Genomic DNA, 24,454 nt, shown 5'->3' with positions numbered 1-24,454 from the left:
GGCCTGAGGTGTCCCGCGGCCGGGGCGCCCGGCGCGGGTGAGCCGAACGGGTCTGCTGCGTACCGGAGTTGCCGAACTGCCCTGCTGCCGGGCCGAGTTGCCCAACTGCCAGGCGGCGGACGCGCGTTGCCGAACCGCGCGGCGCTACACGCGAGTTCAGGTGGGGCGGGCGGCGGGTGCGAGCGGGCGGTCCGCGCTCTCCCGTGCCGGGGGCGCGGTGCGGGTGGCGACGAAGTGGCTCGGCCTGCCATCCCGGTGGACCAGCCGGGCGCCCTCGGCCTCCGCCTCCGAGCGGCGGCAGAGCGCGAAGACGCCGTCCCGTTCGACGGCGACCGCGTGCCAGGGGGTGAGCCAGCCGTCCTCGCCGCGCGCGCTCAGCCGGATGCCGAACTTCGGCGATCCGCAGTCCTGCGGGTGGATCGAGAGCCGTACGGCGCCGGGGAAGTGCTCGGAGACCAGGGTGCCCCAGGCACGGCTGCGGCCGATCACTCCGTAGGCGCGGCGCCGGGCCTCGCGCTGGAGGGCGCTGCGGCTCTCGGTCCGCTCGGGGGTGAGCCGGTCCTCGAAGAGGAAGCGGGTCAGGGCGCGGTAGAGCCGCAGGACCTCGGCGTCCGCGCGCACCTGGGCGCGCAGTTCCTCGGGCGATTCGCCGTAGCGGGCGTCCAGCCAGGCGCGTACCCGCTCATGGGGCTCGCCCCGCATCTCCTCCAGGTCGTCGGCGCTGAACAGGCTGAGCGCGCCGCCGGGCAGACCGGTCAGCATCCGGCCCAACTCGGCCTGGTAGGCGGTGATATGGGCGTCCGGCACATCGATCAGCTCGCTGAAGACCCGGCCGTCCGAGCAGAGCACGATCCGGGCGCCCGGCGGATGGATCTCGCGGATCCGCGCGCACAGCCCGTCCAGGAACTCCAGCGCCAACTGCTCGGCCCGGTCCGGGAGTACGCCGAGGACCTTGGCCGGGTTGGGCGATTTGCAGGGGAAGCCGGGGAGGACGAAGACCACCGGTTCCCCGGCCCGCACCCGCTGCCGCACGGTCTCCAGATGGGGCAGCAGGCACCGCTCGCAGGGGGTGTCCCCGGGGGTGTCGCACCGCCAGGCACCGGGCGCGCCACGGCGGTACCGCATGACCGTCCGCAGGATCTCCCGCGCTGTTTCCTCCGTGCTCGTCACGATTGGCCCCGCCCCGGATCGCCGCCTGAAATCGGAGCTCAACTATGGGTACGGCGGCGCTCTTGTGGCTCATCCCAGAGGTTCATAGGCTCGCCCTATGGTGCTTGAGACCCGGCATCTCCAGGTCGTCCGCGCGGTCGCCGAGGCGGGGAGCGTGACCCGGGCGGCGGCGCTGCTCGGCGTCTCGCAGCCCTCCCTCACCGGCCAGCTCCAGCGGATCGAGAACCGGCTCGGCGGGCTGCTCTTCGTGCGCGACCGGCGGGGCGCCGTGCCCACCCCGCTCGGCGAGTTCGTCCTGGCGAAGGCCCGGCAGGTGCTGCCCGCGATGGAGGCCCTGCACCACGAGTCGCTGCGCTACAACGCCCAGGGCGAGGAGCAGCGCCGGATCCGCTACGGGGCGGTGCCGGGCCCGCTCATGGCGGGCACCTTACGGCGCCTCGGTGAACAGAGCCCCGGCGAGGTCACCCTGCGCACCGAGACCTCCTCGGCGATGCTCGTCCAGCTCATCGCCCATCAGGCCCTGGAGTTCGCCAGCGTCCTGGACCATGTGGAGCGGCCGCTGCGGCTCGGCGCCGAGATCGGCAGCCGGGTGATCGCCGTGGAACCGGCCATGGCCCTGCTGCCGGAGAGCCATCCGCTGGCCCGGCGCCCCGAGGTGGAGATCGCCCAACTCGCCGACGCCACCTGGGTGGTGCCCCCGATGGACGACAACGGGCTGCGCGAGTGCCTGCTGCGGCTGTGCGCCGAGGCGGGCTTCACCCCGCGGATCACCCACGAGACCGAGGCCACCGGCGCCCGCGACCTGATCAGCGAGGGCCACGGGGTGGGCCTCGGCCAGGCCACCTTCCGCGACACCGCGGGCATCGCGGTACGGGGCCTGGCCCGCACCCCGCTGAGCATCCGCCACATCCTGATCTGGCGGCGCGGCGTGCCGGGTCCCGCCCTGGTCGAGGAGGTCGCCGCGCACGCCGCCGCGGCCTACACCGCCGCGGTCGCCCGCAGTCCCGCCTACCTCAACTGGCTGGAGCGCCACCCCGGTTACCCGGCGGGCGCGGACCTGCCCGGGGCCGCCCCGGGGCCGCCCGGCCCGCCGGGTCCGGCCCCGGCGGACTCCGGGGGACTCTTCCGGCGCTGAGCCGCGCGCCTCAGCTCTTCGCCTCGGCCCAGGCCCGCTGCACCGCCAAGTCCTGCTTGACCTCGGCGAGTTGCACGGCGACCGCCGAAGGGCTGGTGCCGCCGCGGCCGTTGCGGGCGGCCAGGGCGCCGGGGACGTCGAGGACGGTGCGCACCTCGGGGGTCAGATGCGGGGAGATACGGGCGAACTGCTCGTCGGTGAGCTGGTCCAGCTCGATCCCGGCGGACTCGCACTCCTTGACGCACTCCCCCGCGACCTCGTGCGCGACGCGGAAGGGCACGCCCTGCTTGACCAGCCACTCGGCGATGTCGGTGGCGAGCGAGAAGCCGGCCGGGGCCAGTTCCTCCATGCGGGCCGCGTTGACCGTGAGGGTGGCCATCATCCCGGTGAACGCCGGGAGCAGCACCTCCAGTTGGTCGCAGGAGTCGAAGACGGGCTCCTTGTCCTCCTGCAGGTCGCGGTTGTACGCCAGCGGGAGGGCCTTGAGCGTGGCGAGCAGCCCGGTCAGATTGCCGATCAGGCGGCCGGACTTGCCCCGGGCCAGCTCGGCGATGTCCGGGTTCTTCTTCTGCGGCATGATCGAGGAGCCGGTGGAGAAGGCGTCGTGCAGGGTGACGAAGGAGAACTCCTTCGTGTTCCAGAGGATGATCTCCTCGGCGATCCGGGAGAGGTTCACCCCGATCATCGCGGTGACGAAGGCGAACTCGGCGGCGAAGTCCCGCGAGGCGGTGCCGTCGATGGAGTTGGCGGCCGAGCCGTGCTCGAAGCCGAGGTCCGCGGCGACGGCCCCCGGGTCCAGGCCGAGCGAGGACCCGGCGAGCGCCCCGGAACCGTACGGCGAGACCGCGGTGCGCGCGTCCCACTGCCGCAGCCGCTCGGCGTCCCGGGACAGGGACTGCACATGGGCGAGGACGTGGTGCGAGAAGAGCACCGGCTGGGCGTGCTGGAGGTGGGTGCGCCCGGGCATGGCGACGGCCGGGTGCGCCTCGGCGAGGCCGGTCAGGGCCTCCTGGAGGTCGGTGAGGAGTCCGCCGATGATCCGCGCGTGGTCGCGCAGGTACATCCGGAAGAGGGTGGCGACCTGGTCGTTGCGGGAGCGCCCGGCGCGCAGCTTGCCGCCGAGGTCGGGGCCGAGCCGCTCCAGGAGCCCGCGTTCGAGGGCGGTGTGCACGTCCTCGTCGGCGACGGTCCCGGTGAAGGAGCCGTCGGCGACATCCGCCTCCAGCTGGTCGAGCCCGGCCAGCATCCGGGTCAGCTCCTCGGCGGTGAGCAGTTCCGCCTTGTGCAGGACGCGGGCGTGCGCGCGCGAGCCCGCGATGTCGTACGGGGCCAGGCGCCAGTCGAAGTGCACCGAGGCCGACAGCCTGGCCAGGGCCTCGGCGGGCCCGTCGGCGAACCGGCCACCCCACAGCCGGACGTCACCGCTGTTGCTGCTCACTTGCCACTGCTTTCGTCGAGTACGGACAGGGAGGTCGTACGGCCGCCGGGCCGGGCCCGGAGGCGGACCGCCTCCCGGCCGAGGCGGCGGGGAGGCGGTGTCAGGCTACGGGGCGGCGCGGTCCCGAGCGGCGCACCCGGCGCGCGTTCCGGTGCGCGGCGGCCGGGCGCGCGGCGCGGCCCCGGCGGGGGCGGCGCTCAGGCGAGGTCGCGCTTGGCGGCGATCTTCGAGGAGAGCCCGAAGATGTCGATGAAGCCCTGCGCCTTGGACTGGTCGAAGGTGTCGCCGGAGTCGTAGGTGGCGAGGTTGAAGTCGTACAGCGACTGCCCGGAGCGGCGGCCGGTGACGACGGCCCGGCCGCCCTGGAGGGTCATCCGGATGTCGCCGCTGACGTGCTGGCTGGCCTCGTCGATGAAGCCCTCCAGGGCGCGCTTGAGCGGGGAGAACCACAGGCCGTCGTAGACGAGTTCGCCCCAGCGCTGCTCCACCTGCCGCTTGTAGCGGGCGAGTTCGCGCTCGACGGTGACGTTCTCCAGCTCCTGGTGGGCGGTGATCAGGGCGATCGCGCCGGGGGCCTCGTAGACCTCGCGGGACTTGATGCCCACAAGCCGGTCCTCGACCATGTCGATCCGGCCGATGCCGTGGGCCCCGGCGCGCTCGTTGAGCTGCTGGACGGCCTGGAGCACGGTCACCGGCTTGCCGTCGATGGCGACCGGCACGCCCTTCTCGAAGGTGAGCACGACCTCGTCGGCCTCGCGGGGCACGGCCGGGTTCTGGGTGTACTCGTAGACGTCCTCGATCGGCGCGTTCCAGATGTCCTCCAGGAAGCCGGTCTCCACGGCCCGCCCGAAGACGTTCTGGTCGATGGAGTACGGGGACTTCTTGGTGGTGGCGATCGGGAGGTTCTTCGACTCGCAGAAGGCGATCGCCTTGTCCCGGGTCATCGCGTAGTCGCGGACCGGGGCGATGCACTTCAGGTCGGGGGCCAGCGAGGAGATGCCCGCCTCGAACCGGACCTGGTCGTTGCCCTTGCCGGTGCAGCCGTGCGCCACGACCTGGGCGCCGTGCTTGTGGGCGGCGGCCACCAGGTGCTTGACGATGGCCGGCCGGGAGAGGGCGGAGACCAGCGGATAGCGGTCCATGTAGAGGGCGTTGGCCTTGATCGCCGGGAGGCAGTACTCCTCGGCGAACTCGTCCTTGGCGTCCGCGACCTCGGCCTCGACGGCACCGCAGGCGAGCGCGCGCTTGCGGATGACGTCCAGGTCCTCGCCGCCCTGGCCGACGTCCACGGCAACGGCGATGACCTCGGCGCCCGTCTCCTCGGCGATCCAGCCGATGGCGACGGAGGTGTCCAGGCCGCCCGAGTAGGCGAGTACGACGCGCTCGGTCACGGGTTTCTCCTCACAGTGCATTCGCTGACATGCATGAGTATGCATTGCTCTGCATGGTTCGTCAATTCCGCTCGCCCGGGCCCCAGCCGAGGAGCTCGCGCAGCACCGTCAGATGGCTCTCCTCCAGCACCTTCGTCGCGGTGAGCAGGACCACCGGGCCCTCGGCCGTACGCCGCCGGAGCTGTGCGAAGGCCTCGGCGGCCGGTCCCGAGTCCAGCTCGGCCCGGTAGCGCTCGGCGAACTCCCGGTAGCGGGACCGCTCGTGGCCGTACCAGGTGCGCAGCCCGGAGGAGGGGGCGACCTCCTTCAGCCAGGTGTCCAGCCGGGCCGCCTCCTTGGAGAGGCCGCGGGGCCAGAGCCGGTCCACCAGGATCCGCGCGCCCGCCGCCGGGTCCACCGGGTCGTAGACGCGGCCCAGGGCCACCGCCCGCCCCCGCTCGTCGCCCGCCCCGCCACCTGTCGTCCGTCCGCTCGTCATGCCGCCATCGTGGCCCCGGGCACGAGGCGGGACGGCGAGCCACACCGGTCGGGGGCGGGCGGATGCGGGCTGCGAGGCGGGCGCGGCGGGTCCCGGCCGCGAGGCGGGCGCGGCGGGTCCCGGCCGCCGGACGGGCGGGTCCGGGTCCAGGGACGGGGATCCGGGTCCCGGGGCGAGCGGATCCGGGCGCCCGGGCGGGCGGGTCCGGGCCGCGCGGGCCGCGGGCGGGCGAGTCACCGGGGCCGGACGAGGGAGTTCCGCCCCTGCGGACGGCCGTCCCGGCCTGCCCCCGCCGCTGGAGCCCCGTAGCGTCGGGGCATGCGCCGAGCCGCCACCGCCACCGCCCTCGTCCTCGCCGCCCTGGCCGTCTGCGGCGCCGCCGCGCCCGCGGGCGGGAGCGCCCGGGACCGGCCGCCGCTGCCCGCCCGGATGGCCGACACCGGCGGCGGCAGCCAGCTGCTCACCGCCGAGGCCCCGCACGCGCGCGCCACCCGGGGCACCCTGACCTGGTGGGAGCGGCGCGGCGGCCGGTGGACCGCGGTGGGCTCGGCCCCGGCGCGCTTCGGGGCGGCCGGGCTGACCGAGGGCACCACCCGCGAGCAGGGCGGCAGGACGACACCCACCGGGCTCTTCGACCTGCCGTACGCCTTCGGGATCCGCCCCGCCCCGGCCGGGACCACCACCGCCTACCGCCGGGTGACCGGGGACTCCTGGTGGTGCGAGGACACCCGCTCCGCCGCGTACAACCGCTGGAGCGAGCCGCTGGCGGCGGACTGCCGGGCGAGCGAGTCGGAGCGGCTGGCCTCCTACGACCCGCAGTACCGCCTCGCCCTGGTGGTCGGCTTCAACTACGAGCGGCCGGTGCGCGGACGGGGTGCGGGGATCTTCCTGCACGTGAACGGCGAGGGCGCGACGGCGGGCTGCGTCTCGGTGCCCGAGGAGGCGATGCGGCGCGTCCTCGACTGGGCCGAGCCCGGGCGCCACCCGCACCTGGCGATCGGGACCACCGCGGGGGCGACGGCGCTCACCCGGTACTGAAGTGGAGGAAGCCGCGTACCGGTCGCGCCGGGACCGGTACCGCGCCGCGATGCACGAGTTCCTGGCGCAGAGCAGCCGGGTGCTCGGCAGGCAGCTGAACCGCGCCTGAGGGACGGGCCCGCACGGGCGCCGGATCCCCACCGGCCGGGACCCGGCGCCCGTACGTGCCGCCCTCAGGCCACCGCGGCCGCCAGTGCCTCCCGGGCCGCGGGCAGGGCGCGCTCGCGGTCGGCGGGGACCAGGCCGATCCGGGTGCGGCGGTCGAGCAGGTCACCCTCGTCGAGGGCGCCCTCGTGCCGTACCGCGAAGCGCAGTTCGGCCCCGGTGATGTGCGCCGCGACCGGGTCGAGCAGGGCGGCGTCCCCGGCGGCCTCGGCGAGGACCGCGGGGGCCTCGCTGCCGTAGCGGGCGACGAGGCGGGCCGGGAGCCCGGCGGTGCGCTCGATCGGGCCCGCGCCGACCAGCGGCAGGGTGCGGGTGCGGCAGGGTCCGGCGCGCAGACCGGCGCGGGCGAGGCCCGCGTCCACCGCCTCCTCGGCCATCGCCCGGTAGGTGGTGAGTTTGCCGCCGACCGCGGTGATCACCCCGGAGGGCGAGGTGAGGACCGCGTGGCGGCGGGAGAGGTCCGCGCTGCGGCCGGTGCCGGTGTCGAGCAGCGGGCGCAGTCCGGCGAAGGCGCCGATCACGTCCTCGCGGCGCAGCTCCACCGCGAGCACCCGGGAGAGGGTGCCGAGCAGGAAGGCGATGTCCGACTCGGGGGCCTCGGGCACCTCCGGCACGGGGGCGTCGAGGGGTTCGTCGGTGAGTCCGGCGTAGACCCGGCCGTCCGGCTGGGGCAGGGCGAAGACGAAGCGGTTGGTCTCGCCGGGCACCGGGACGGTCACCGCCACCCGCGGATTGCCGAGCAGCTCGGCGGGGAGGACGACATGGGTGCCGCGGCTGGGGCGCAGGCGCACCCCGGGGACCAGCCGGTCGGCCCAGACCCCGGTGGCGTTGAGGACGCAGCGGGCCCTCAACTCCAGTGTGTCGCCGGTGAGTTCGTCGCGCAGCAGGGCGGTGTCGCCGGTCAGCTCGACGGCGGAGCAGCGAGTGAGGATGTGCGCGCCGTGGGCCGCCGCGGTGCGGGCGAGGGCGACCACAAGACGGGCGTCGTCGACGAGTTGGCCGTCGTAGGAGAGCTGGCCGCCGCGCAGCCCGGCGGGGTCGAGCGCCGGGGCCAGGGCGAGGGTCAGGGCGGCAGGGATGCGGCGGGAGGGCGGCAGGCTCCCGGCGCCGACCTTGGCGCTCAGCCGCAGGGCGTCCCCGGCGAGGAAGCCGACCCGGGTGAGCACGGCCTGGAGCCGGGAGACGTCCTCGTGCAGCGGCAGCACCATGGGCAGCGCGCGGACCAGGTGCGGGGCGGTGCGGCCCATCAGGACACCGCGCTCGCGGGCGCTCTCGTAGGCGACGCCGACCTCGCCGGAGGCCAGATAGCGCAGTCCGCCGTGGACCAGCTTGGAGCTCCAGCGGCTGGTGCCGTGGGCGAGGTCGTGGCGCTCGGCGAGGACCACGCTCAGCCCGCGGGAGGCGGCGTCCAGGGCGATACCGGCGCCGGTGACCCCGCCGCCGACGACGAGGAGGTCCACCCGGGGCCGCTCGCCGAGGAGTTCGAGGGAGCGGGCCCGGCGTCCGGCGTTCAGCGAGGCGGAGCGGGGGCCGGACTTCGCGGTCGGGGGGTGCGCGGTCATGAGGTGGCCTCCCGGGGGCGCAGATAGCCGTCGAGCAGATGGGCGAGGGAGGCGAGCAGCCGCTCCTCGGTGAAGACGTCCTCGACCAGGCGGCGCGAGGAGGCGATGGACTGCACGGTGAGCAGCACGACGCGGGCCAGCTCCTGCGGGTCGCCCGCGCGTACCGAGCCGTCCTGCTGGCCCTCGGTGATCTGGGCGAGCAGCAGCTCCAGGGCCGCCAGCTGGCTGGAGCCGAGCCGGTGGAAGACGTAGGTGGCGAGCAGTTCGGCCTCGCTGTCGACGAAGCGGTTGAACATCGAGTGGTGCCAGACGGCGGCGACGGTGCCGGTGCAGCCGTGCACGATCCGGGAGAGCGCGTCGGCCTCGGTGGCCGCGGCCGCGGAGGCGGTGAAGACCGCGCGCAGCTCGCGGGTCATGAGGTCGCCGACGAGCGAGGAGATGTCCGGCCAGTAGCGGTAGACGGTCGGCCTGCTCACCCCCGCCCTGCGGGCCACGTCGGTGAGCGTGGTGCGCCGCACCCCGAAGGCCTCCACGCACTCCCGTGCGGCGTCGAGGATGTCGTCCTCACTTTTACGCATTGGCGTCATGTGTAAGACTGTACGACATGAAGCGACCCACTCACCACGTCGTCGACATGGCCTGGAACGCCTGGGGCGATCCGGCCGAGCGCCACGCCCTCGACGAGGACACCCGGCAGCTGATCGCCCAGACCCTCGGCGTCGGCACCGCCGCCCCGGCCCGGGTCCCGGCCGAGGAGGTGGCGCTGCGGCCCACCGCCCTGCCCGAGGAGGCCCGTGCGGCGCTGGCCGCGGTGGTGGGCGAGGAGCACGTACGCACCGACGCGCCCGCCCGGCTGCGCCACCTCGGCGGCAAGAGCACCCCCGACCTGCTGCGCCGCCGCGCCGGGGAGGCGGGCGAGGCACCCGACGCGGTCCTCACGCCCGCCGACCACGGGCAGGTGCAGTCGGTGCTCGACACCTGCGCGCGGCAGGGGGTGGCCGTCGTCCCCTTCGGCGGCGGCACCAGCGTGGTCGGCGGTGTCGAACCCTTCCGCGGCCCCTTCCCCGCGGTGGTCAGCCTGGACCTCCGGCGGCTCGACGCCCTGGTCGCCCTCGACACCGAGTCCGGCACCGCCACCCTCCAGGCGGGCCTGCGCACCCCGGAGGCCGAGGAACTCCTCGGCGCCGAGGGCTTCACGCTCGGCCACTTCCCGCAGAGCTACGAGTTCGCCACCATCGGCGGCTACGCGGCGACCCGCTCCTCGGGTCAGCTCTCCGCCGGGTACGGGCGCTTCGACGCCATGGTCACCGCGCTGAAGGTCGCCACCCCGCGCGGCACCCTGGAGCTGAGCCGGGGCCCGGCCACCGCCGCCGGGCCCGATCTGCGGCAGCTCTTCCTCGGCTCCGAGGGCACCCTCGGCGTGATCACCGAGGTGACGGTCCGGGTGCACCGCACCCCCGAGGAGCGGATCGAGGAGTCCTGGTCCTTCCCCTCCTTCACCGAAGGGGCCGCCGCCGTACGGGAGTTGGCCCAGCGGCAGCTGCTGCCGACCTCGATCCGGGTCTCCGACGAGACCGAGACCTTCATCAACGCGGTCATCGCGGGCGGCGCGGCCCCCGAGGACTGCCTGTCCGTGGTCGGCTTCGAGGGCACCGGGGCGCAGGTGGCCGCCCGGCGGTCGGCGGTGGCCGAGGTGCTCGCCGCGCACGGCGCGGTCAAGGTCGCCGCGGACTCGGCGGCCGCCTGGCGCCGTTCGCGCTTCTCGGCCCCGTATCTGCGCGACGCGCTGCTCGACGCGGGCGTCCTCGCCGAGACCCTGGAGACCGTGACCTCCTGGTCCGGGCTGCACGCGCTGCGCACCGCGGTGACCGGGGCGCTCACCCGCGAACTCGCCCGCGAGGGCTTCGACCCGGTGGTCTACTGCCACCTCTCGCACGCCTACCACTCCGGCGCCTCGCTCTACTTCACGGTGGCGGCGGACGGCGGCGCGGACCCGGCGGGACGCTGGGCGGCGGCGAAGCGGGCGGCGGGCGACGCCATCGCCGCGGCCGGGGGCTCGATCACCCACCACCACGCGGTGGGCATGGACCACCGCCCGTGGATGGAGGCGGAGATCGGCCCGCTCGGCGTGGAGGTCCTGGCCGCCGTCAAGCAGACCCTCGACCCGGCCGGGATCCTCAACCCCGGCAAGCTGATCCCGGCCGGCTCATGACCGGGCACGCCACGCTCCTGGTCAACCCGGCCTCGGCGAAGGGCGGTTCGGCCCGGGTCGCCGGGGAGGCGGTACGGCTGCTCGGCGCGGCGGGCTGGCGTACGGCGGTGATCTCCGGCGACGACGCCGCGCAGTCCCTTGCCGCGGCGCGCGAGCAGGTGGCCGAGGGCACCGATGTGCTCGCGGCGGTCGGCGGCGACGGCACCGTGCACCTGGGCGTCCAGGCGGTGGCGGGGACCGGGGTGCCGCTCGGCGTGGTGCCCGCCGGGACCGGCAACGACTTCGCCCGGATGCTCGGCATCCCGCGCACCGACCCGGCGGCCGCCACCCGGCTGCTCATGGACGGCCGCCGCCGCACCGTCGACCTGGCCCGCTGCGGGGAGCGCTGGTTCGCCACCGTGCTGACCTCGGGCTTCGACGCCCTGGTCAGCCATCGCGTCAACACCCTCAACTGGCCCCGCGGCAAGGCCCGTTACCAGCTGGCCATCGCCCTGGAGGGCCTGCGGCTGCGCCCCTTCCCCTTCCGGATCCTGCTGGACGGCAAGAGCGTCGAGCAGGAGGCGATCCTGGTCGCCGTCGGCAACACCGCGTACTACGGCAGCGGACTGAAGATCTGCCCGGACGCCGCGGTGGACGACGGGCTCCTGGAGGTCACGCTGCTGCGCGCCGCCGGCCGCCGGCAGCTGATCGGCCTGCTCCCGCTCCTCAAGCGCGGCGCCCACCTCGGCCACCCGCTGGTGGAGACCTACCGGGCCCGCGAGGTGGAGATCCACGCACCGGAGGTCTTCGCCTACGCCGACGGGGAGTTCGCCGGAGACCTGCCGCTGCGAATCACCTGCGCGCCCGGGGCGGCCACGGTCCTGGTGCCGTACTAGGGGGTGTCTTCACGGTCCCGTGCGGTGTCCGCGGTGTTCGTTGCGTGCGCTCGGTGCGCCGGGCGAAGGTTCTCGTAGCGGAGCTGCTCGGGCCTTTGCCCGGTGCGGCGAGCGTGCGTGCCGGGCGCCGCGGGCGCCGTGCGGGACGGTGAAGACACCCCTAGGTGTATTGATCACGAGCGTTGTTAACGCTGGTGGGGCTTGATCACGGCGAAGGCCCCCGTGTGTGGTGGAGGTGTCGAATCTTCACCGAACGCACGGAGGCCTTCGTGTCCCACCGTAATGCCCGGCTGACCGTCCACGGCAGGCGCCTGCTCATCACTCGTATCCGCGCGGGCCGCCCGGTCGCGCACGTCGCCGCGGAGATGGGCATCTCCCGGCCCACCGCCCACAAGTGGATCCGCCGCTGGCGGTCCGAAGGCGAAAGCGGGCTCCTGGACCGTTCCAGCCGCCCGCACACGACACCCCACCGCACCGCTTCCCACACCGAAGCCCGCGTCTGCCGCCTGCGGCAGGACCGCAAGCTCGGCCCCGCCCGCATCGGACCGGTCCTGGGCCTGCCACCCTCGACCGTGCACCGCATCCTTACCCGGCACGGCCTGAACCGCCTCGCCTTCCTGGACCGCCCCACCGGCCAGGTCATCCGCCGCTACGAACGCGACAGGCCCGGCGAACTGCTCCACGTCGACGTCAAGAAACTCGGCCGGATCCCCGACGGCGGCGGCCACAAAGCCCTGGGCCGCCAGGCCGGCCGGGCCACCCGCAGCAGCATGGGCTTCGACTACATCCACTCCGCCGTCGACGACCACTCCCGCCTCGCCTACAGCGAAATCCACCCCGACGAGAAGGCCACCACCTGCGCCGGCTTCCTGCACCGGGCCGCCGCCTTCTTCACCGCATCGGGAATTGACCGCATCGAGCGGGTCCTGACCGACAATGCCTGGTCCTACCGCAAGAGCCTCGTCTGGCAGCAGGCTCTGGCCGACCTGGGCGCGAGTCGCAAGCTCACCCGCGCCTACCGGCCCCAGACCAACGGCAAAGTCGAACGCTTCAACCGCACCCTGCTGGAGGAGTGGGCCTACCTGCGGCCCTACACCTCCAACGACGAGCGATCCGCAGCACTGGCAGACTTCCTCCACACCTACAACCACCACCGCTGCCACACCGCACTCGGCGGCCAACCACCCATCACCCGCGTCAACAACCCTGCGAGTCAATACACCTAGGGCCTTTCGTTTGGATCGGGCTGGATCAGGGAGCGGGGGCTGGTGCGTGCAGCTGCAAGGCGGAGGAGGGCGTCGACGCGGAGCGTCGGCAACCGACGACAACGCCGCAGATGTGCGTGCCAGCCCCCGCGAGCCCAGCCCGATCCAAACGAAAGGCCCTAGGGCTGAGCCGGGCGCGGGTCCGCGGTCGTACCGGATGTAGCGACCACATATCGAGACGGCCTTGCGTGCGGCCCGGGTGAGCGCGTTCCATCCGCCCGTGGAAACCGAACAGCGCACTGCCCGCACCACCCCCGCCGCCGACCGGGCCGCCCGGCGCGCGGTCACCCTCTTCCCGGTGCTCGTGCTCGCCGCGGGCGCCCTGGGTCTCGCCGTGCCGGACGCCTTCACCGGGCACGGCGAGCAGGTCCCGTACCTGCTCGGGGTGGTGATGTTCCTGATGGGTCTGACCATGACCGGCAAGGACTTCCAGGGGGTGGTCCGGCGGCCGTGGGCGGTCGGGCTCGGTCTGGTCGCGCACTATGTGATCATGCCGGGCCTCGGCTGGCTGGTGGCGCACGCCCTGGGGCTCTCGCCGCAGCTGGCGGCCGGGGTGATCCTGGTGGGCTGCGCGCCGAGCGGCACCGCCTCCAATGTGGTCACCTATCTGGCCCGGGGCGATGTGGCGCTCTCGGTCTCGGTGGCGACGGTCTCCACCGTGGTGGCCCCGCTGGTCACGCCGCCGCTCACGCTGCTGCTCGCGGGCGAGTACCTGCCGGTGGACACCGGCTCGATGATGACCGACATCCTCAAGACGGTGCTGCTCCCGGTCTGCGCGGGGCTGCTTGTCCGCCTCTTCGCGGGGCGCTGGGTCGACCGGGTGCTCGGCGCGCTGCCCTGGCTCTCCGCGCTGACGGTGGCCCTCATCGTGGCGATCGTGGTCGCGGGCAGCGCCGAGGCCCTCAAGTCGGCCGCCGCGCTCGTGTTCCTGGCGGTGGTGCTGCACAACGGCCTGGGCCTGGCCCTCGGTTACGGCGCCGGGAAGCTCGCCCGCCTCGGGGCACCGGCCTCCCGGGCGATGGCCTTCGAGGTCGGCATGCAGAACTCGGGGCTCGCCGCCTCCCTGGCCAGCGCGCACTTCAGCCCCCTTGCGGCGCTGCCCGCCGCGGTGTTCTCCGTCTGGCACAACATCTCCGGCGCCCTGGTCGCCGCCTGGATGGCGCACCGCGGCAGGGCGGCACCGGCCGGGGACTGAGCGGCACCCCGCGCCAAAGCGCCGAGGCGCCCCTCAGCGGTGCCCGTACTGCTCAGTGGTGTCGGTACCGCCCAGTGGTGCCCGTACCGCTCAGTGGTGCCCGTTCTGCGCGAGCCGCAGCATGTGGTCGGCGAGCGCCTTGCCGCCCGAGGGGTCCCGGCTGATCAGCATCAGGGTGTCGTCCCCGGCGATGGTGCCGAGGATGTCGTGCAGTTCGGCCTGGTCGATGGCGGAGGCGAGGAACTGGGCGGCCCCCGGCGGGGTGCGCAGCACGACGAGGTTCGCCGAGGCCTCGGCGGAGATGAGGAGTTCGGCGGAGAGCCGGCGCATCCGCTCCTCCTTCGCCGACTCCCCGAGCGGGGCGCGCGGGGTGCGGAAGCCGCCCTCGCTGGGCACCGCGTAGATGAGGTCGCCGTCGGTGTTGCGGATCTTGACCGCGTTCAGCTCGTCGAGGTCCCGGGAGAGGGTCGCCTGGGTGACGCTCAGCCCGTCGTCGGCCAGCAGCTTCGCCAACTGGCTCTGCGAACGCACCGGCCCGCGGTTGAGGATGTCCACGATCCGGCGGTGCCGTGCGGTGCGCGTCTGCGGTACCGCGGGCCCCGCCTGCTCGTTGTCCTGCGCCTGGCTCATCGTCGTCTCAATCTCCGGCTCGTCCGTCCCCGCTCGGCCGCAGGGCCCCGTCGAGGACACCGGGGAGCGCTTCGAGGAAGGCGTCGGCCTCGTCGTCGCGGAGGTTGAGCGGCGGCATGAGCCGTACGACATCGGGGGCGGGCGCGTTCACCAGGAAGCCGGCGTCCTGAGCCGCCTGCTGCACCCGGGGTGCGAGCGGCTCGGTGAGCACGATACCCAGCAGCAGGCCCGCACCCCGGACATGTGACGTCAACCGGTGCTTGTGGGACTCGATTCCGGAGCGCAGCCGCTCCCCCACCCGCTTGGCGTTCTCCAGGAGGTGCTCGTCCGCGAGGGTGTCGAGCACGGCGATCCCCGCGGCGCAGGCGACCGGATTGCCGCCGAAGGTGGAGCCGTGCTGCCCCGGGTTCAGGAGCCCGGCCGCGGCGCCGAAGGCGAGCGTCGCGCCGATCGGCAGTCCGCCGCCGAGGCCCTTGGCCAGGGTGAGGACATCCGGCTCGACACCCTGCGCCTGGCAGGCGAACCAGTGCCCGGTACGGCCGATCCCGGTCTGCACCTCGTCCAGGACGAGCAGGGTCCCGGTGGCCCGGGTGATCTCCCGGGCCGCGGCGAGATAACCCGGCGGCGGCACCACGACCCCGTTCTCGCCCTGCACCGGCTCCACCACGAAGAGCGCGGTCTCCTCGGTGACCGCGGCCCGCAGCGCCTCGACGTCCCCGTACGGTACGTGGGTGACCTCGCCCGGCAGCGGGTGGAAGCCCTGCTGCTTGCCGGGCTGGCCGGTGAGGGCGAGGGCGCCCATGGTGCGGCCGTGGAAGCCGCCCTCGGTGGCGACCATGTGCGGGCGTCCGGTCAGCCGCCCGATCTTGACGGCGGCCTCGACCGCCTCCGCGCCGGAGTTGGCGAAGTACACCCTGCCCTCGCGTCCGGCGGCGGCGAGCAGCTTCTCGGCGAGCTGCACCGGCGGCTCGGCGACGAAGAGGTTGGAGACATGGCCGAGGGTGGCGATCTGGTCGCTGACCGCGCGGACCACGGCCGGGTGCGCGTGGCCGAGGGCGTTCACCGCGATCCCGCCGACGAAGTCGAGGTAGGCGCGGCCGTCGGCGTCCCAGACGGTGGCGCCCTCGCCGCGCACCAGGGAGAGCCGCGGGGTGCCGTAGTTGTTCATCAGCGCGCCCTGCCAGCGCGTGGTCAGTTCCTGGTTGCTCACGGCCGCTTCCCTCCGGTGGCCTCGGGCGGGTCCGGCACGACCATGGTGCCGATCCCCTCGTCGGTGAAGATCTCCAGCAGGATCGAGTGCTCCACCCGTCCGTCGATCACCCGGGCGGTGCGGACCCCGCCGCGTACCGCGTGCAGGCAGCCCTCCATCTTCGGGACCATGCCGCTGGCCAGCTCGGGCAGCAGCTTCTCCAGCTCGGAGGCGGTGAGCCTGCTGATCACCTCGTCGCTGTGCGGCCAGTCCTCGTAGAGGCCCTCCACGTCGGTGAGGACCATCAGCGTCTCCGCGCCGAGTGCCGCGGCGAGCGCGGCGGCGGCGGTGTCCGCGTTGACGTTGTAGATGTGCCCGTCGTCCGCGGCCCGGGCGATGGAGGAGACGACCGGGATGCGCCCGTCGTCGAGCAGCGCCTCGAGGGCACCGGTGTCGATACGGGTGATCTCGCCGACCCGGCCGATGTCGACCAGCTCGCCGCCGATCTGCGGCTGGTGCTTGACCGCGGTGATGGTGTGCGCGTCCTCGCCGGTGAGCCCGACGGCGTGCGGGCCGTGCTGGTTGAGCAGCCCGACGAGTTCGCGCTGCACCTGCCCGGCGAGCACCATGCGGACGACGTCCATCGCCTCGGGGGTGGTGACCCTGAGCCCGGCCCGGAACTCGCTGACCAGGCCCTGCTTGTCGAGCTGGGCGCTGATCTGCGGGCCGCCGCCGTGCACCACCACGGGGCGCAGTCCGGCGTGCCGCAGGAAGACCACGTCCTGCGCGAAGGCCGCCTTGAGCTGGTCGTTGACCATGGCGTTGCCGCCGAATTTGATGACGACGGTCTTGCCGTGGTGACGGGTCAGCCACGGCAGCGCCTCGATGAGGATCTCCGCCTTGGGCAGTGCGGTGTGCTTGCGGGTGCTCATGAGGAGTAGGCGCTGTTCTCGTGGATGTAGTCGGCGGTCAGGTCGTTGGTCCAGATGGTCGCGGCGGACTCGCCCGCCGCGAGGTCGGCGGTGATGACGACCTCCCGGTAGCGCATGTCGACCCCCTCGCGGTCCTCGCCGACGCTGCCGTTCCTGCACACCCAGACGCCGTTGATGGCGACGTTCAGGCGGTCCGGCTCGAAGGCGGCGGAGGTGGTGCCGATGGCGGAGAGCACCCGGCCCCAGTTGGGGTCCTCGCCGTGCAGGGCGCACTTGAGCAGGTTGTTGCGGGCGATGGAGCGGCCGACCTCGACGGCGTCCGCCTCGCTGGCCGCGCCCACCACGTCCACCCGGATGTCCTTGCTGGCGCCCTCCGCGTCCCCGATGAGCTGGCGGGCCAGATCGGCGCAGACCGCGCGGACGGCCTCCGCGAACTCCCCTTCCTCCGGGACGACTTGGGCGGCCCCGGAGGCGAGCAGCAGCACGGTGTCGTTGGTCGACATGCAGCCGTCGGAGTCCACCCGGTCGAAGGTGGTGCGGGTGGCCTCGCGCAGCGCCGCGTCCAGCGCCGGGGCCTCGACCTCGGCGTCGGTGGTGAGCACCACGAGCATGGTGGCGAGCCCCGGGGCGAGCATGCCCGCGCCCTTGGCCATGCCGCCGACCGTCCAGCCGGCGCCCTCGACCACGGCGGTCTTGTGCACCGAGTCGGTGGTCTTGATGGCGAGCGCGGCCTTCTCGCCGCCGTGCGCGGAGAGTTCGGCCGCCGCCTTGTCCACGCCCGGCAGCAGCCTGTCCATCGGCAGGGTGACACCGATGAGCCCGGTGGAGGCGACGGCCACCTCGGCGGCGTTCACCTGGAGGACCTCGGCGACCCGCTCGGCGGTGGCGTGCGTGTCCTGGAACCCCTGGGGGCCCGTACAGGCGTTGGCGCCACCGGAGTTGAGGATGACCGCGGAGACCAGGCCGCCCTTGAGCACCTGCTCGGACCAGAGCACCGGGGCGGCCTTGACGCGGTTGCTGGTGAAGACGCCGGCGGCGGCCTTGCGCGGCCCGTTGTTGACCACGAGGGCGAGGTCGGCCTTGCCGTTCTCCTTGATCCCGGCCGCGATGCCCGCGGCCGTGAATCCCTGTGCTGCCGTGACGCTCACTGCATCTCCTTGTTCGTCCCGCGGTTCCTCGCGGTGGTCGTCGCGGTCTTCGTCGCGCGGTAGGTCGTCGTCGTCCCGTACGAGGCCGTCCCGTACGGGATCGTCGCGTATGCCAGCGCCTCGTACGAGGTCATCCTGTATGCCGTGGTCCCCCATGCCGCCGTCCCGTAGGGCGCCTTCTCCCGGCGGGAGGCGCGGGGCCGGGTGGTGCTCACGGGGCGAGGCCGGTGAGCGGGAGCCCGAGTTCCTCGGGCAGGCCGAGGGCGAGGTTCATGCTCTGCAGGGCGCCGCCCGCGGTGCCCTTGGCCAGGTTGTCGATGGCGCTGACGGCGAGCACCCGGCCCGCCTCGGTGTCGTGGGCCACCTGGATCTGCACCGCGTTGGAGCCGTACACCGAGGCGGTGGCCGGCCACTGCCCCTCGGGCAGCAGGTGCACGAAGGGCTCCTCGGCGAAGGCCTTCTCGTACGCGGCGCGCAGCACCTCGGCCGTGACGCCGGGCGCCGCCTTCGCGGAGCAGGTCGCGAGGATGCCGCGGGGCATGGGCGCGAGGGTCGGCGTGAAGGAGACGGTCACCCGCTGCCCGGCCACCGCGCTGAGGTTCTGGATCATCTCGGGCGTGTGCCGGTGCACCCCGCCCACGCCGTACGGGGACATCGAGCCCATCACCTCGGAGCCGAGCAGATGGGGCTTGGCCGCCTTGCCCGCGCCCGAGGTCCCGGAGGCGGCGACGATCACGGCCTCCGGCTCGGCGAGGCCCTCCGCGTAGGCGGGGAAGAGGGCGAGGGAGACCGCGGTCGGATAGCAGCCGGGCACCGCGATCCGCTTCGTCCCGGTCAGCGCGGCCCGGGCGCCGGGGAGCTCCGGCAGGCCGTAGGGCCAGGTCCCGGCGTGCGCGGAACCGTAGAACCGCTCCCAGTCGGCGGCCTCCCGCAGCCGGAAGTCGGCACCCATGTCGACGACGAGGACCTCGGGCCCGAGCTGCTCGGCGACGGCGGCGGACTGCCCGTGCGGCAGCGCGAGGAAGACCACGTCGTGCCCGCCGAGCACCTCGGTGGTGGTCGGCGCGAGCACCCGCTCGGCCAGCGGCAGCAGATGCGGCTGCACGGAGCCGAGCCGCTGCCCCGCGTTGGAGTTCGCGGTGAGCGCCCCGATCTCCACCTCCGGGTGCGCGACCAGCAGACGCAGCAGCTCCCCGCCCGCGTACCCGCTCGCTCCCGCCACTGCCGCACGTACCGTCATGAGTAAGCCTCCTCCTTGAAGGCATGACTATACGTTTCCTCGCACTTTTATGCAATGGGACTTCTCGGGGGTGCGGAGCAGGTTGCGACGGAGATTTTTAGTTGGCACATGGAGAACGCTGGTTGGCAAATCTTGGTCCCCTCACGCTGTGTTGCGGGCAGTACCAGCGAAACGCCCCCGTCGCCGGTCGAGTGCTGCTTCTCTGGATGAGTGGGCGAGGCAGCGAGAGCGAAGATCCCGTCGGATTCAAGTCAGCTGGACCACCTTGTCACGGCGTACGACGGGGACGCCGGACTGCGGGATCGGCTGCGGCTCGGGGACGACTGGCCGCGTCGGTGGAGTTCGACGTGGCAGGTGGGCGCCGACGAGGTCTGCTGGCCGGTCCGGGACATGGCTCACGTACCGGTGATGTCGTCCCGGCCGATGCGGGGGTTCACGTGGCGGGCGAAGCAGCGGCACCGCCCCGGCCTGGAGGCGATGGCGTCAGCGGGCGGGAAGCATGGCTTCGAGTCGCTGAAGGAAGTGAGCCTGCTGGTCGCGCTGGACTTCTTGAGGGCATCGGAAGTGCTGTCGCAGCCGTTCCGGCTTGATTTCGAGCATGCGGGCGGGCGTGCCTGGCACATCCCGGACTTCCTGGCCGTGATCGGCAGTGGGATGTGGTTGCTGGACGTCCGCCCGATGGAGCTGATCAAGGAAGAGGACGCGCTGAAGTTCGCGGCGGCCAGGGAAGTGGCGGCTGCCTGCGGCTGGCGGTACTCGGTGGTCGCGGGCTGGCGACCGCATGTCTGGAGCGTCCTTGACCACCTGTCCTCGCGCCGGCGGCCGGCGAGGGACCTTCTCGGCATGCGCGAGCAGCTGCTCACCGCTATCAGCGGGCAGAAGGGGCAGGCGATGACGTTCTCCGACCTGGCGGAGGCGACCATCGTGCCTTCCGTTGGCCGGGCGAACATCGTCCGGCTGCTCTGGCACCGCGAGCTCGGCGTTGACCTGGGCAGTCCCTTGCGCCACAGCTCACTGATCTGGGCGGTGTGATGGCAGCGAGGCGATTCTTGCAGATCGCGCCGGGTAGGCGGGTCGCGCTCAATGGCGTCGAGTGGACGGTTGACGACGTCCACGGTCAACTCGGCCGGCTCGTCCTCGTGGATGACGACGGCCGCGCGGAGACCCGCTCGTTCCGTTAGCTCATCAACCATGCTGACCTGCGGCTTCTTCCGGCAGTCGCATCAGGGCGCCCGCCGCCGGTCGCCCGGCAGCCGAGGACACTGGCCGACTTGACCAAGGACCAGTTAGAGCGGGCCCGGCTGCGGGCGGCGCACGTGCTGGAGGCCGAGACGGGGTTCCGGAAGGGCCACCCGGCTCGGGCCCTGCCGGGTGAGCCCCGGCCGGCCTACGACCCGGACCGCACGACGTTGACTCAGCGTCGGTACGCGAAGGCTGCGGAGATAGAGGCGATGCCCCGTCCGGAGGCGGTCCGGTGCGGTCTGCAGCACCTCAGCTACCGGACGCTGGTACGTCTGTCGGGACTGGCGGGCGACAGTCTCCTGCTGGCCTGCGCGGACGGGCGCTGGACGCGGCGACGCAGCGGGCACCGCACCATCACGAAGGAGGTCCGGGAGGCGATCTTCGCAGTAAAGGCCGAGTGCGGCCCACGCGCCCGCCTGAGCCAGGGTGCCAAGCACCGGTTGATGCACCAGTACATGCGTGAGCGATTCCCGACGTTTCCCACTGAGAGGATCCCTTCACGCTGGACGCTCGCGGCCGTCTGGAAGGAGTGGTTCGGGCCCAGCGGAGCCCGTCCGCGTTACGGGCGGACGGCGGAGGCGGCCGCGGAGGCCGGGGTCTCCGGCCGGGTGGTGGTCCACAGGCCGGGCCAGGTTCTGGTGCTGGACTCGACCCCGATGCCGGTGAAGCTGCGCGAGACCGTGTTCGGCGACGCGATCACCGCGACGCTGACCCTCGCACTCGATCTCTACACGCACGGGCTGCCGGCCTTCCGGCTCACGCTCCAGTCCGACACCTCGGTCGACATCGCGATGCTGCTGCGGGACGTGATGCTGCCGCTTCCGATGCGGGACGGCTGGGGCGAGGACATGGAATGGCCCTACGCAGGGGTGCCGGCCGAGGTGATCGCCGAGTTCACCGGGCACCGGGTCGCCGCTCTGCCGTTCTTTGCCCCGGGGACGGTCACCACCGACCACGGCGGCCCCTACAAGAATCACGACCTGGTGGAAGCCGAAACGGAGATCGGCTGTCGGATCCTGCCTGCTCGCGTCCTGCGGCAGACCGACAAGTTCGCAGTCGAGCGCCAGTTCCTCACCATCCAGACCATGCTCTTCGAGCACCTGCTGGGATTCACCGGCGGTGACGTCGCGGACCGCGGGGCCGACCCCGAACGCGATGCGAGCCTCACGCTCACGCAAGCCGAGCACATCATCGCGACCTGGATCGTCCAGATCTGGCAGAACCGTAAACTAGGCGAATACGCCCCGAGTTGGGCACCGGGTGAAGACCACAGCCCCAACACCCTGTTCGCTGCCGCGATGGAACAGGGCGGCTTCGACCTGGACTTCCCCGAACCGAGCTTCTACTACAAGGTCCTGCGCAAACACCACGTGAAGATCCATCCTCGTCGCGGGGTGAAGATCCTCGGGCTCTGGTATCACCACCCGGTCTTCGACGAGCCGCGCTTCCAGCAACCCTCCGCCCGGGGCGGCAAACACGCGGGCAAGTGGGTTGTCCGCAGTGACCGGAGGGACCGCCGGCAGGTGTTCTTCCAGGACCCTGCCGACCACGAGACCTGGCACATTCTGCGCTGGAGAGGACTGCCGCCCGAAGGTGAGATCCCTGCTTTCTCAGACAAGACTGCCGACGCCCTGCTGACACGCGTGAGGGCGAACAAGATCAGGATCCATTCCGAGAGCGAGCTCCTGGAACATCTGCTCGGGATCCTCGGCTCGGTCACCCCAGTCGACCAATGGCCCAGCCAGGCCAAGAGGAAGGCCGGAAAGAAGCAGCGCGTCGCCCAAGCCCGCGAGATCACCCGCGCACAGGCTGCGGCCGCTGACCGCCCCGCCGCACCCGCCATCGCGGATGAGCTAGCTCCGGCTGAGATGCCCGCGGCCTGGGCCGAGCACGCCCGCACGATCGACCACGCGGTCGACGCCGACCGCCGTCGACGACGCGAAGAAGCCCTCGCCGACGTCAAGCCCGTAGCCCCGGCAACGCTGTACGAGGCCCTGAACCGGCGTCCCATGTTCCGGCTTCCGCCCCCCGACGACTCGGAAGCCGATACACCTGTCCAGGAGGACCACACGTGACCCGAGCCCTCTCTCACGATGATCCGCTGGACGGTCTGCCTTCACGAGCCAGGATCGCCGAGCTGATCCTGGGCAGCCGCCCGCCCCTCGACACCTACGTTGGCTGGCAGCACTACCGCACCCACTACGACCTACTCGTCCCCGCTCCGACGATCTCCCCGCAAAAGTGGTCGATGCTCCCTGAGAGCCGCCGGTACGACTACGACCTCTACCGGGAGCTGACGAACGCGAACCTCCCGCTGCAGGACACCCCCATGCATGACAAGGTCGGCAAGCTGATCCGGCGCCGGTTGAGCGGCAACACGAGGAAGAAGAACGACCCGACCCGCGCCGGCGTCATGATCAGCGGCTGGGGCAACTACGGCAAGACCGCGTCTGTCTGCTCAGCCGGGGCCGTCTTCGAAAAGCAGTGGCTTGAACTCCACAGCCACCTCAACCCCCAGGCTCTGCCGGGCACCCGCGATCTCCACGCACCGGTCGTCTATGTCTCGACCCCGGTGACGGCAACGCCGAAAAGCCTTTGCACGTCGATCTTAGGCTTCTTCCGGGCCCCGACGCGCAAGTCGGCCACGCTGCCGGAACTGGTACGGCAGGTCGCCGACTCCCTTTACGACCATGGCGTCAAAGCTCTGATTCTGGACGACATCAGCCGGCTGCGGATGCACAGAGCCGACGACCAGGACGTCCTCGACCTGATGCGGGCCCCTATGAGCCTGGACGTCACTCTGATCCTGACCGGCGTCAACATCTCCGGCATCGGGCTGCTGCGTGAGGCCAAGTGGAACAAGAAGACCCGGCAATGGGAGATGCCACCGCTGGAGTCGACCCGCATCCACGGTTTGGAGGTCACCCAGACGGAACACCGCTTCGAGCTCATCGAGATCGACCGGTTCCGCTACACCACCCCGAAACAGATCGCGGCCTTCGTCAATCACCTGAAGGGAATCGAGAAGCACCTGCGGCTGATGAACGCGACGCAGGGCATGCTCACCGGCGGCGGTATGCCGGAGTACTTGATGCGTCGCACCGGCGGTGTCATCGGCCTGCTGGGACGCCTACTCGAAGACGGCGCCCAGGAAGCCATGGACTCCGGGAAGGAAATGATCGACGAGAGCCTGCTGGACGAGATCGTGCTCCGGCGGGACGAGCCCGAGCAGCCGCCGGACGAGCCCGTCATCCCAGCCGCCCCGCGGACCGCCGTCAAGAAGCCCACGCAGGCGAAACGACCCCGGAACACCGTTTTCGATGACCCTGGCCCGGCTGCCCGCGCGGGCGCCTGACGGAGAAGCCACGATGCATCCACTGCCCCGGAGTCTCGAACCTGCCTCAGGAGAGTCCCTTGTCAGCTACCTGCTTCGGCTGGGGCATCGCCTCAGCCTCCCGCCTCTGCAACTGATCCGTGCGGCGGGCTGGACCGATCGCGTCCAAGCCCATCACATCCCAGGCAGTCTGCTGCTGAATCTCACCGGGCCGGAGGCCCAAGGATTCGCCCGACTGACCCGCCAGACAGCCGAGGAAGTGTCGGCACTGACACTGACACAGTGGCGAGACCGGTATCCCCCCATCGCCTGGTCTTCCGTGTCCGGACCGGGACCGGGACAGAGGCCGGACCCATGGCTCTTCGTCGGCTCCCCACGGTATTGCCCCACCTGTCTGGCGGGCGACTGCACCCCAGCCCAGCGATTCCACGGCGGTCCCTGGCGCAAGCTATGGCACCTACCCTTTGTCTTCAGCTGCGTAGAACACCAGACCTATCTGGAAGCAAGCTGCCCGCGCTGTGGGCAGCCGCGCGCCATATCAGGGCGCCTGATTGAGCGGGCCAACGATCACACCCTGCACCCAGCGCAATGCCGGTGGACGATCGGCACCCCAACCCGGAAACGAAAGTCCCGCGCCTGCGGCGGCAGACTCGATCAGCGAGTTGCTACAGATCCTTACCGTCGGCCACACCCAACACCGGACATCCTTCGCTTCCAGCAGTCCCTGCTTGCCCGCCTAGAACCGCTGACTCCGGCCTCGGACGCATCCGAGTACTTCACTGATCTCCGGCTGGCCACCGCACTGATCGCTACTA

21 protein-coding genes and 1 pseudogene are annotated in these 24,454 nt (G+C 72.3%); 10 read left to right on the top strand and 12 right to left on the bottom strand.

The genetic code is table 11. The annotated features are described in order from the left end of the window. Window positions 1–156: 156 nt before the first annotated feature. Window positions 157–1,170 carry an L-tyrosine/L-tryptophan isonitrile synthase family protein gene (locus tag MID12_RS28690; protein ID WP_237282967.1) on the bottom strand — a complete coding sequence of 338 codons (1,014 nt, stop codon included), beginning with the start codon at window positions 1,168–1,170 and terminating at the stop codon, window positions 157–159. Window positions 1,171–1,267: 97 nt separating this feature from the next. On the opposite strand from MID12_RS28690, the gene MID12_RS28685 reads away from it, so the two are divergent. Further along, window positions 1,268–2,305: a LysR family transcriptional regulator gene (locus MID12_RS28685; protein ID WP_263171842.1), complete on the top strand. Its 1,038-nt coding sequence runs from the start codon at window positions 1,268–1,270 to the stop codon at window positions 2,303–2,305. A 10-nt stretch (window positions 2,306–2,315) separates the two neighbouring features. Here the strand turns inward: MID12_RS28685 and argH are convergent, their stop codons facing one another. The 3 genes from argH to MID12_RS28670 form a co-directional block, all read right to left on the bottom strand. Then, the gene (gene argH / locus MID12_RS28680; RefSeq protein ID WP_040255031.1) at window positions 2,316–3,743 is read right to left on the bottom strand and encodes an argininosuccinate lyase; all 1,428 of its coding nucleotides are present in this window, start codon (window positions 3,741–3,743) and stop codon (window positions 2,316–2,318) included. Window positions 3,744–3,940: 197 nt separating this feature from the next. After that, on the bottom strand, window positions 3,941–5,134 hold the full coding sequence (locus tag MID12_RS28675) for an argininosuccinate synthase (RefSeq protein WP_263171839.1): 1,194 nt from the start codon (window positions 5,132–5,134) through the stop codon (window positions 3,941–3,943). Window positions 5,135–5,195: 61 nt separating this feature from the next. Beyond that, a complete protein-coding gene (locus MID12_RS28670; protein WP_263171838.1) occupies window positions 5,196–5,612 on the bottom strand; it encodes a DUF488 domain-containing protein in 417 nt (138 codons plus the stop codon). Window positions 5,613–5,930: 318 nt separating this feature from the next. On the opposite strand from MID12_RS28670, the gene MID12_RS28665 reads away from it, so the two are divergent. Continuing rightward, complete coding sequence (locus tag MID12_RS28665; RefSeq protein WP_263171837.1) at window positions 5,931–6,650, top strand: L,D-transpeptidase; 720 nt, start codon at window positions 5,931–5,933, stop codon at window positions 6,648–6,650. Window positions 6,651–6,823: 173 nt separating this feature from the next. Here the strand turns inward: MID12_RS28665 and MID12_RS28660 are convergent, their stop codons facing one another. Continuing rightward, on the bottom strand, window positions 6,824–8,377 hold the full coding sequence (locus tag MID12_RS28660; RefSeq protein ID WP_040255026.1) for a glycerol-3-phosphate dehydrogenase/oxidase: 1,554 nt from the start codon (window positions 8,375–8,377) through the stop codon (window positions 6,824–6,826). Continuing rightward, window positions 8,374–8,955 (bottom strand): TetR/AcrR family transcriptional regulator, encoded by a 582-nt coding sequence (locus MID12_RS28655; RefSeq protein ID WP_263171835.1) that lies wholly within the window; start codon window positions 8,953–8,955, stop codon window positions 8,374–8,376. Before MID12_RS28655 ends, MID12_RS28660 begins: the two co-directional genes overlap by 4 nt. Before the next feature lie 26 nt (window positions 8,956–8,981). On the opposite strand from MID12_RS28655, the gene MID12_RS28650 reads away from it, so the two are divergent. From MID12_RS28650 to MID12_RS28635, 4 genes are all read left to right on the top strand, one after another. Continuing rightward, entirely contained in the window at window positions 8,982–10,589 is a 1,608-nt protein-coding gene (locus MID12_RS28650; RefSeq protein WP_263171833.1) for an FAD-binding oxidoreductase, read from the top strand. After that, entirely contained in the window at window positions 10,586–11,464 is an 879-nt protein-coding gene (locus MID12_RS28645) for a diacylglycerol/lipid kinase family protein (RefSeq protein ID WP_263171831.1), read from the top strand. The genes MID12_RS28650 and MID12_RS28645 overlap by 4 nt, the downstream gene beginning before the upstream one ends. A 269-nt stretch (window positions 11,465–11,733) precedes the next feature. Beyond that, on the top strand, window positions 11,734–12,690 hold the full coding sequence (locus MID12_RS28640) for an IS481 family transposase (protein ID WP_263167017.1): 957 nt from the start codon (window positions 11,734–11,736) through the stop codon (window positions 12,688–12,690). Between the two features lie 259 nt (window positions 12,691–12,949). Beyond that, a complete protein-coding gene (locus MID12_RS28635; protein ID WP_263171829.1) occupies window positions 12,950–13,924 on the top strand; it encodes a bile acid:sodium symporter family protein in 975 nt (324 codons plus the stop codon). A 90-nt stretch (window positions 13,925–14,014) separates the two neighbouring features. On the opposite strand, the gene MID12_RS28630 is transcribed toward MID12_RS28635, so the two are convergent. From MID12_RS28630 to argC, 6 genes are read right to left on the bottom strand one after another with little or no spacing between them, the layout of a single operon-like run. Then, window positions 14,015–14,554 carry an arginine repressor gene (locus MID12_RS28630; RefSeq protein WP_040255021.1) on the bottom strand — a complete coding sequence of 180 codons (540 nt, stop codon included), beginning with the start codon at window positions 14,552–14,554 and terminating at the stop codon, window positions 14,015–14,017. Between the two features lie 7 nt (window positions 14,555–14,561). Further along, entirely contained in the window at window positions 14,562–15,764 is a 1,203-nt protein-coding gene (locus tag MID12_RS28625) for an acetylornithine transaminase (RefSeq protein ID WP_040255020.1), read from the bottom strand. Further along, window positions 15,761–16,675, bottom strand: a complete 915-nt coding sequence (gene argB, locus MID12_RS28620; RefSeq protein WP_263171826.1) for an acetylglutamate kinase — start codon at window positions 16,673–16,675, stop codon at window positions 15,761–15,763. Before argB ends, MID12_RS28625 begins: the two co-directional genes overlap by 4 nt. After that, entirely contained in the window at window positions 16,672–17,823 is a 1,152-nt protein-coding gene (argJ, locus tag MID12_RS28615) for a bifunctional glutamate N-acetyltransferase/amino-acid acetyltransferase ArgJ (protein ID WP_263171824.1), read from the bottom strand. The genes argB and argJ overlap by 4 nt, the downstream gene beginning before the upstream one ends. After that, a complete protein-coding gene (locus MID12_RS28610) occupies window positions 17,820–18,038 on the bottom strand; it encodes a hypothetical protein (RefSeq protein ID WP_263171822.1) in 219 nt (72 codons plus the stop codon). The genes argJ and MID12_RS28610 overlap by 4 nt, the downstream gene beginning before the upstream one ends. Then, a complete protein-coding gene (gene argC / locus MID12_RS28605; RefSeq protein WP_263171820.1) occupies window positions 18,035–19,063 on the bottom strand; it encodes an N-acetyl-gamma-glutamyl-phosphate reductase in 1,029 nt (342 codons plus the stop codon). The genes MID12_RS28610 and argC overlap by 4 nt, the downstream gene beginning before the upstream one ends. Window positions 19,064–19,417: 354 nt before the next feature. On the opposite strand from argC, the gene MID12_RS28600 reads away from it, so the two are divergent. From MID12_RS28600 to MID12_RS28585, 4 genes and pseudogenes are all read left to right on the top strand, one after another. Further along, complete coding sequence (locus MID12_RS28600; RefSeq protein WP_263171818.1) at window positions 19,418–20,095, top strand: TnsA-like heteromeric transposase endonuclease subunit; 678 nt, start codon at window positions 19,418–19,420, stop codon at window positions 20,093–20,095. A gap of 239 nt (window positions 20,096–20,334) precedes the next feature. Continuing rightward, the gene (locus MID12_RS28595) at window positions 20,335–22,380 is read left to right on the top strand and encodes a transposase (RefSeq protein WP_263171817.1); all 2,046 of its coding nucleotides are present in this window, start codon (window positions 20,335–20,337) and stop codon (window positions 22,378–22,380) included. Beyond that, window positions 22,377–23,660, top strand: a complete 1,284-nt coding sequence (locus MID12_RS28590; protein ID WP_263171814.1) for a TniB family NTP-binding protein — start codon at window positions 22,377–22,379, stop codon at window positions 23,658–23,660. Before MID12_RS28595 ends, MID12_RS28590 begins: the two co-directional genes overlap by 4 nt. Next, window positions 23,626–24,126 (top strand): annotated as a pseudogene (locus MID12_RS28585) (TniQ family protein); the annotation flags it as partial. The gene MID12_RS28590 and the pseudogene MID12_RS28585, both read left to right, overlap by 35 nt. Between the last annotated feature and the right edge of the window lie 328 nt (window positions 24,127–24,454).

Source organism: Streptomyces sp. SCSIO ZS0520 (assembly GCF_025643355.1).
Lineage (GTDB): Bacteria > Actinomycetota > Actinomycetes > Streptomycetales > Streptomycetaceae > Streptomyces > Streptomyces physcomitrii.
Note: the sequence above shows the minus strand (reverse complement) of the source record. Positions and strands in the feature narration are given on the sequence as shown.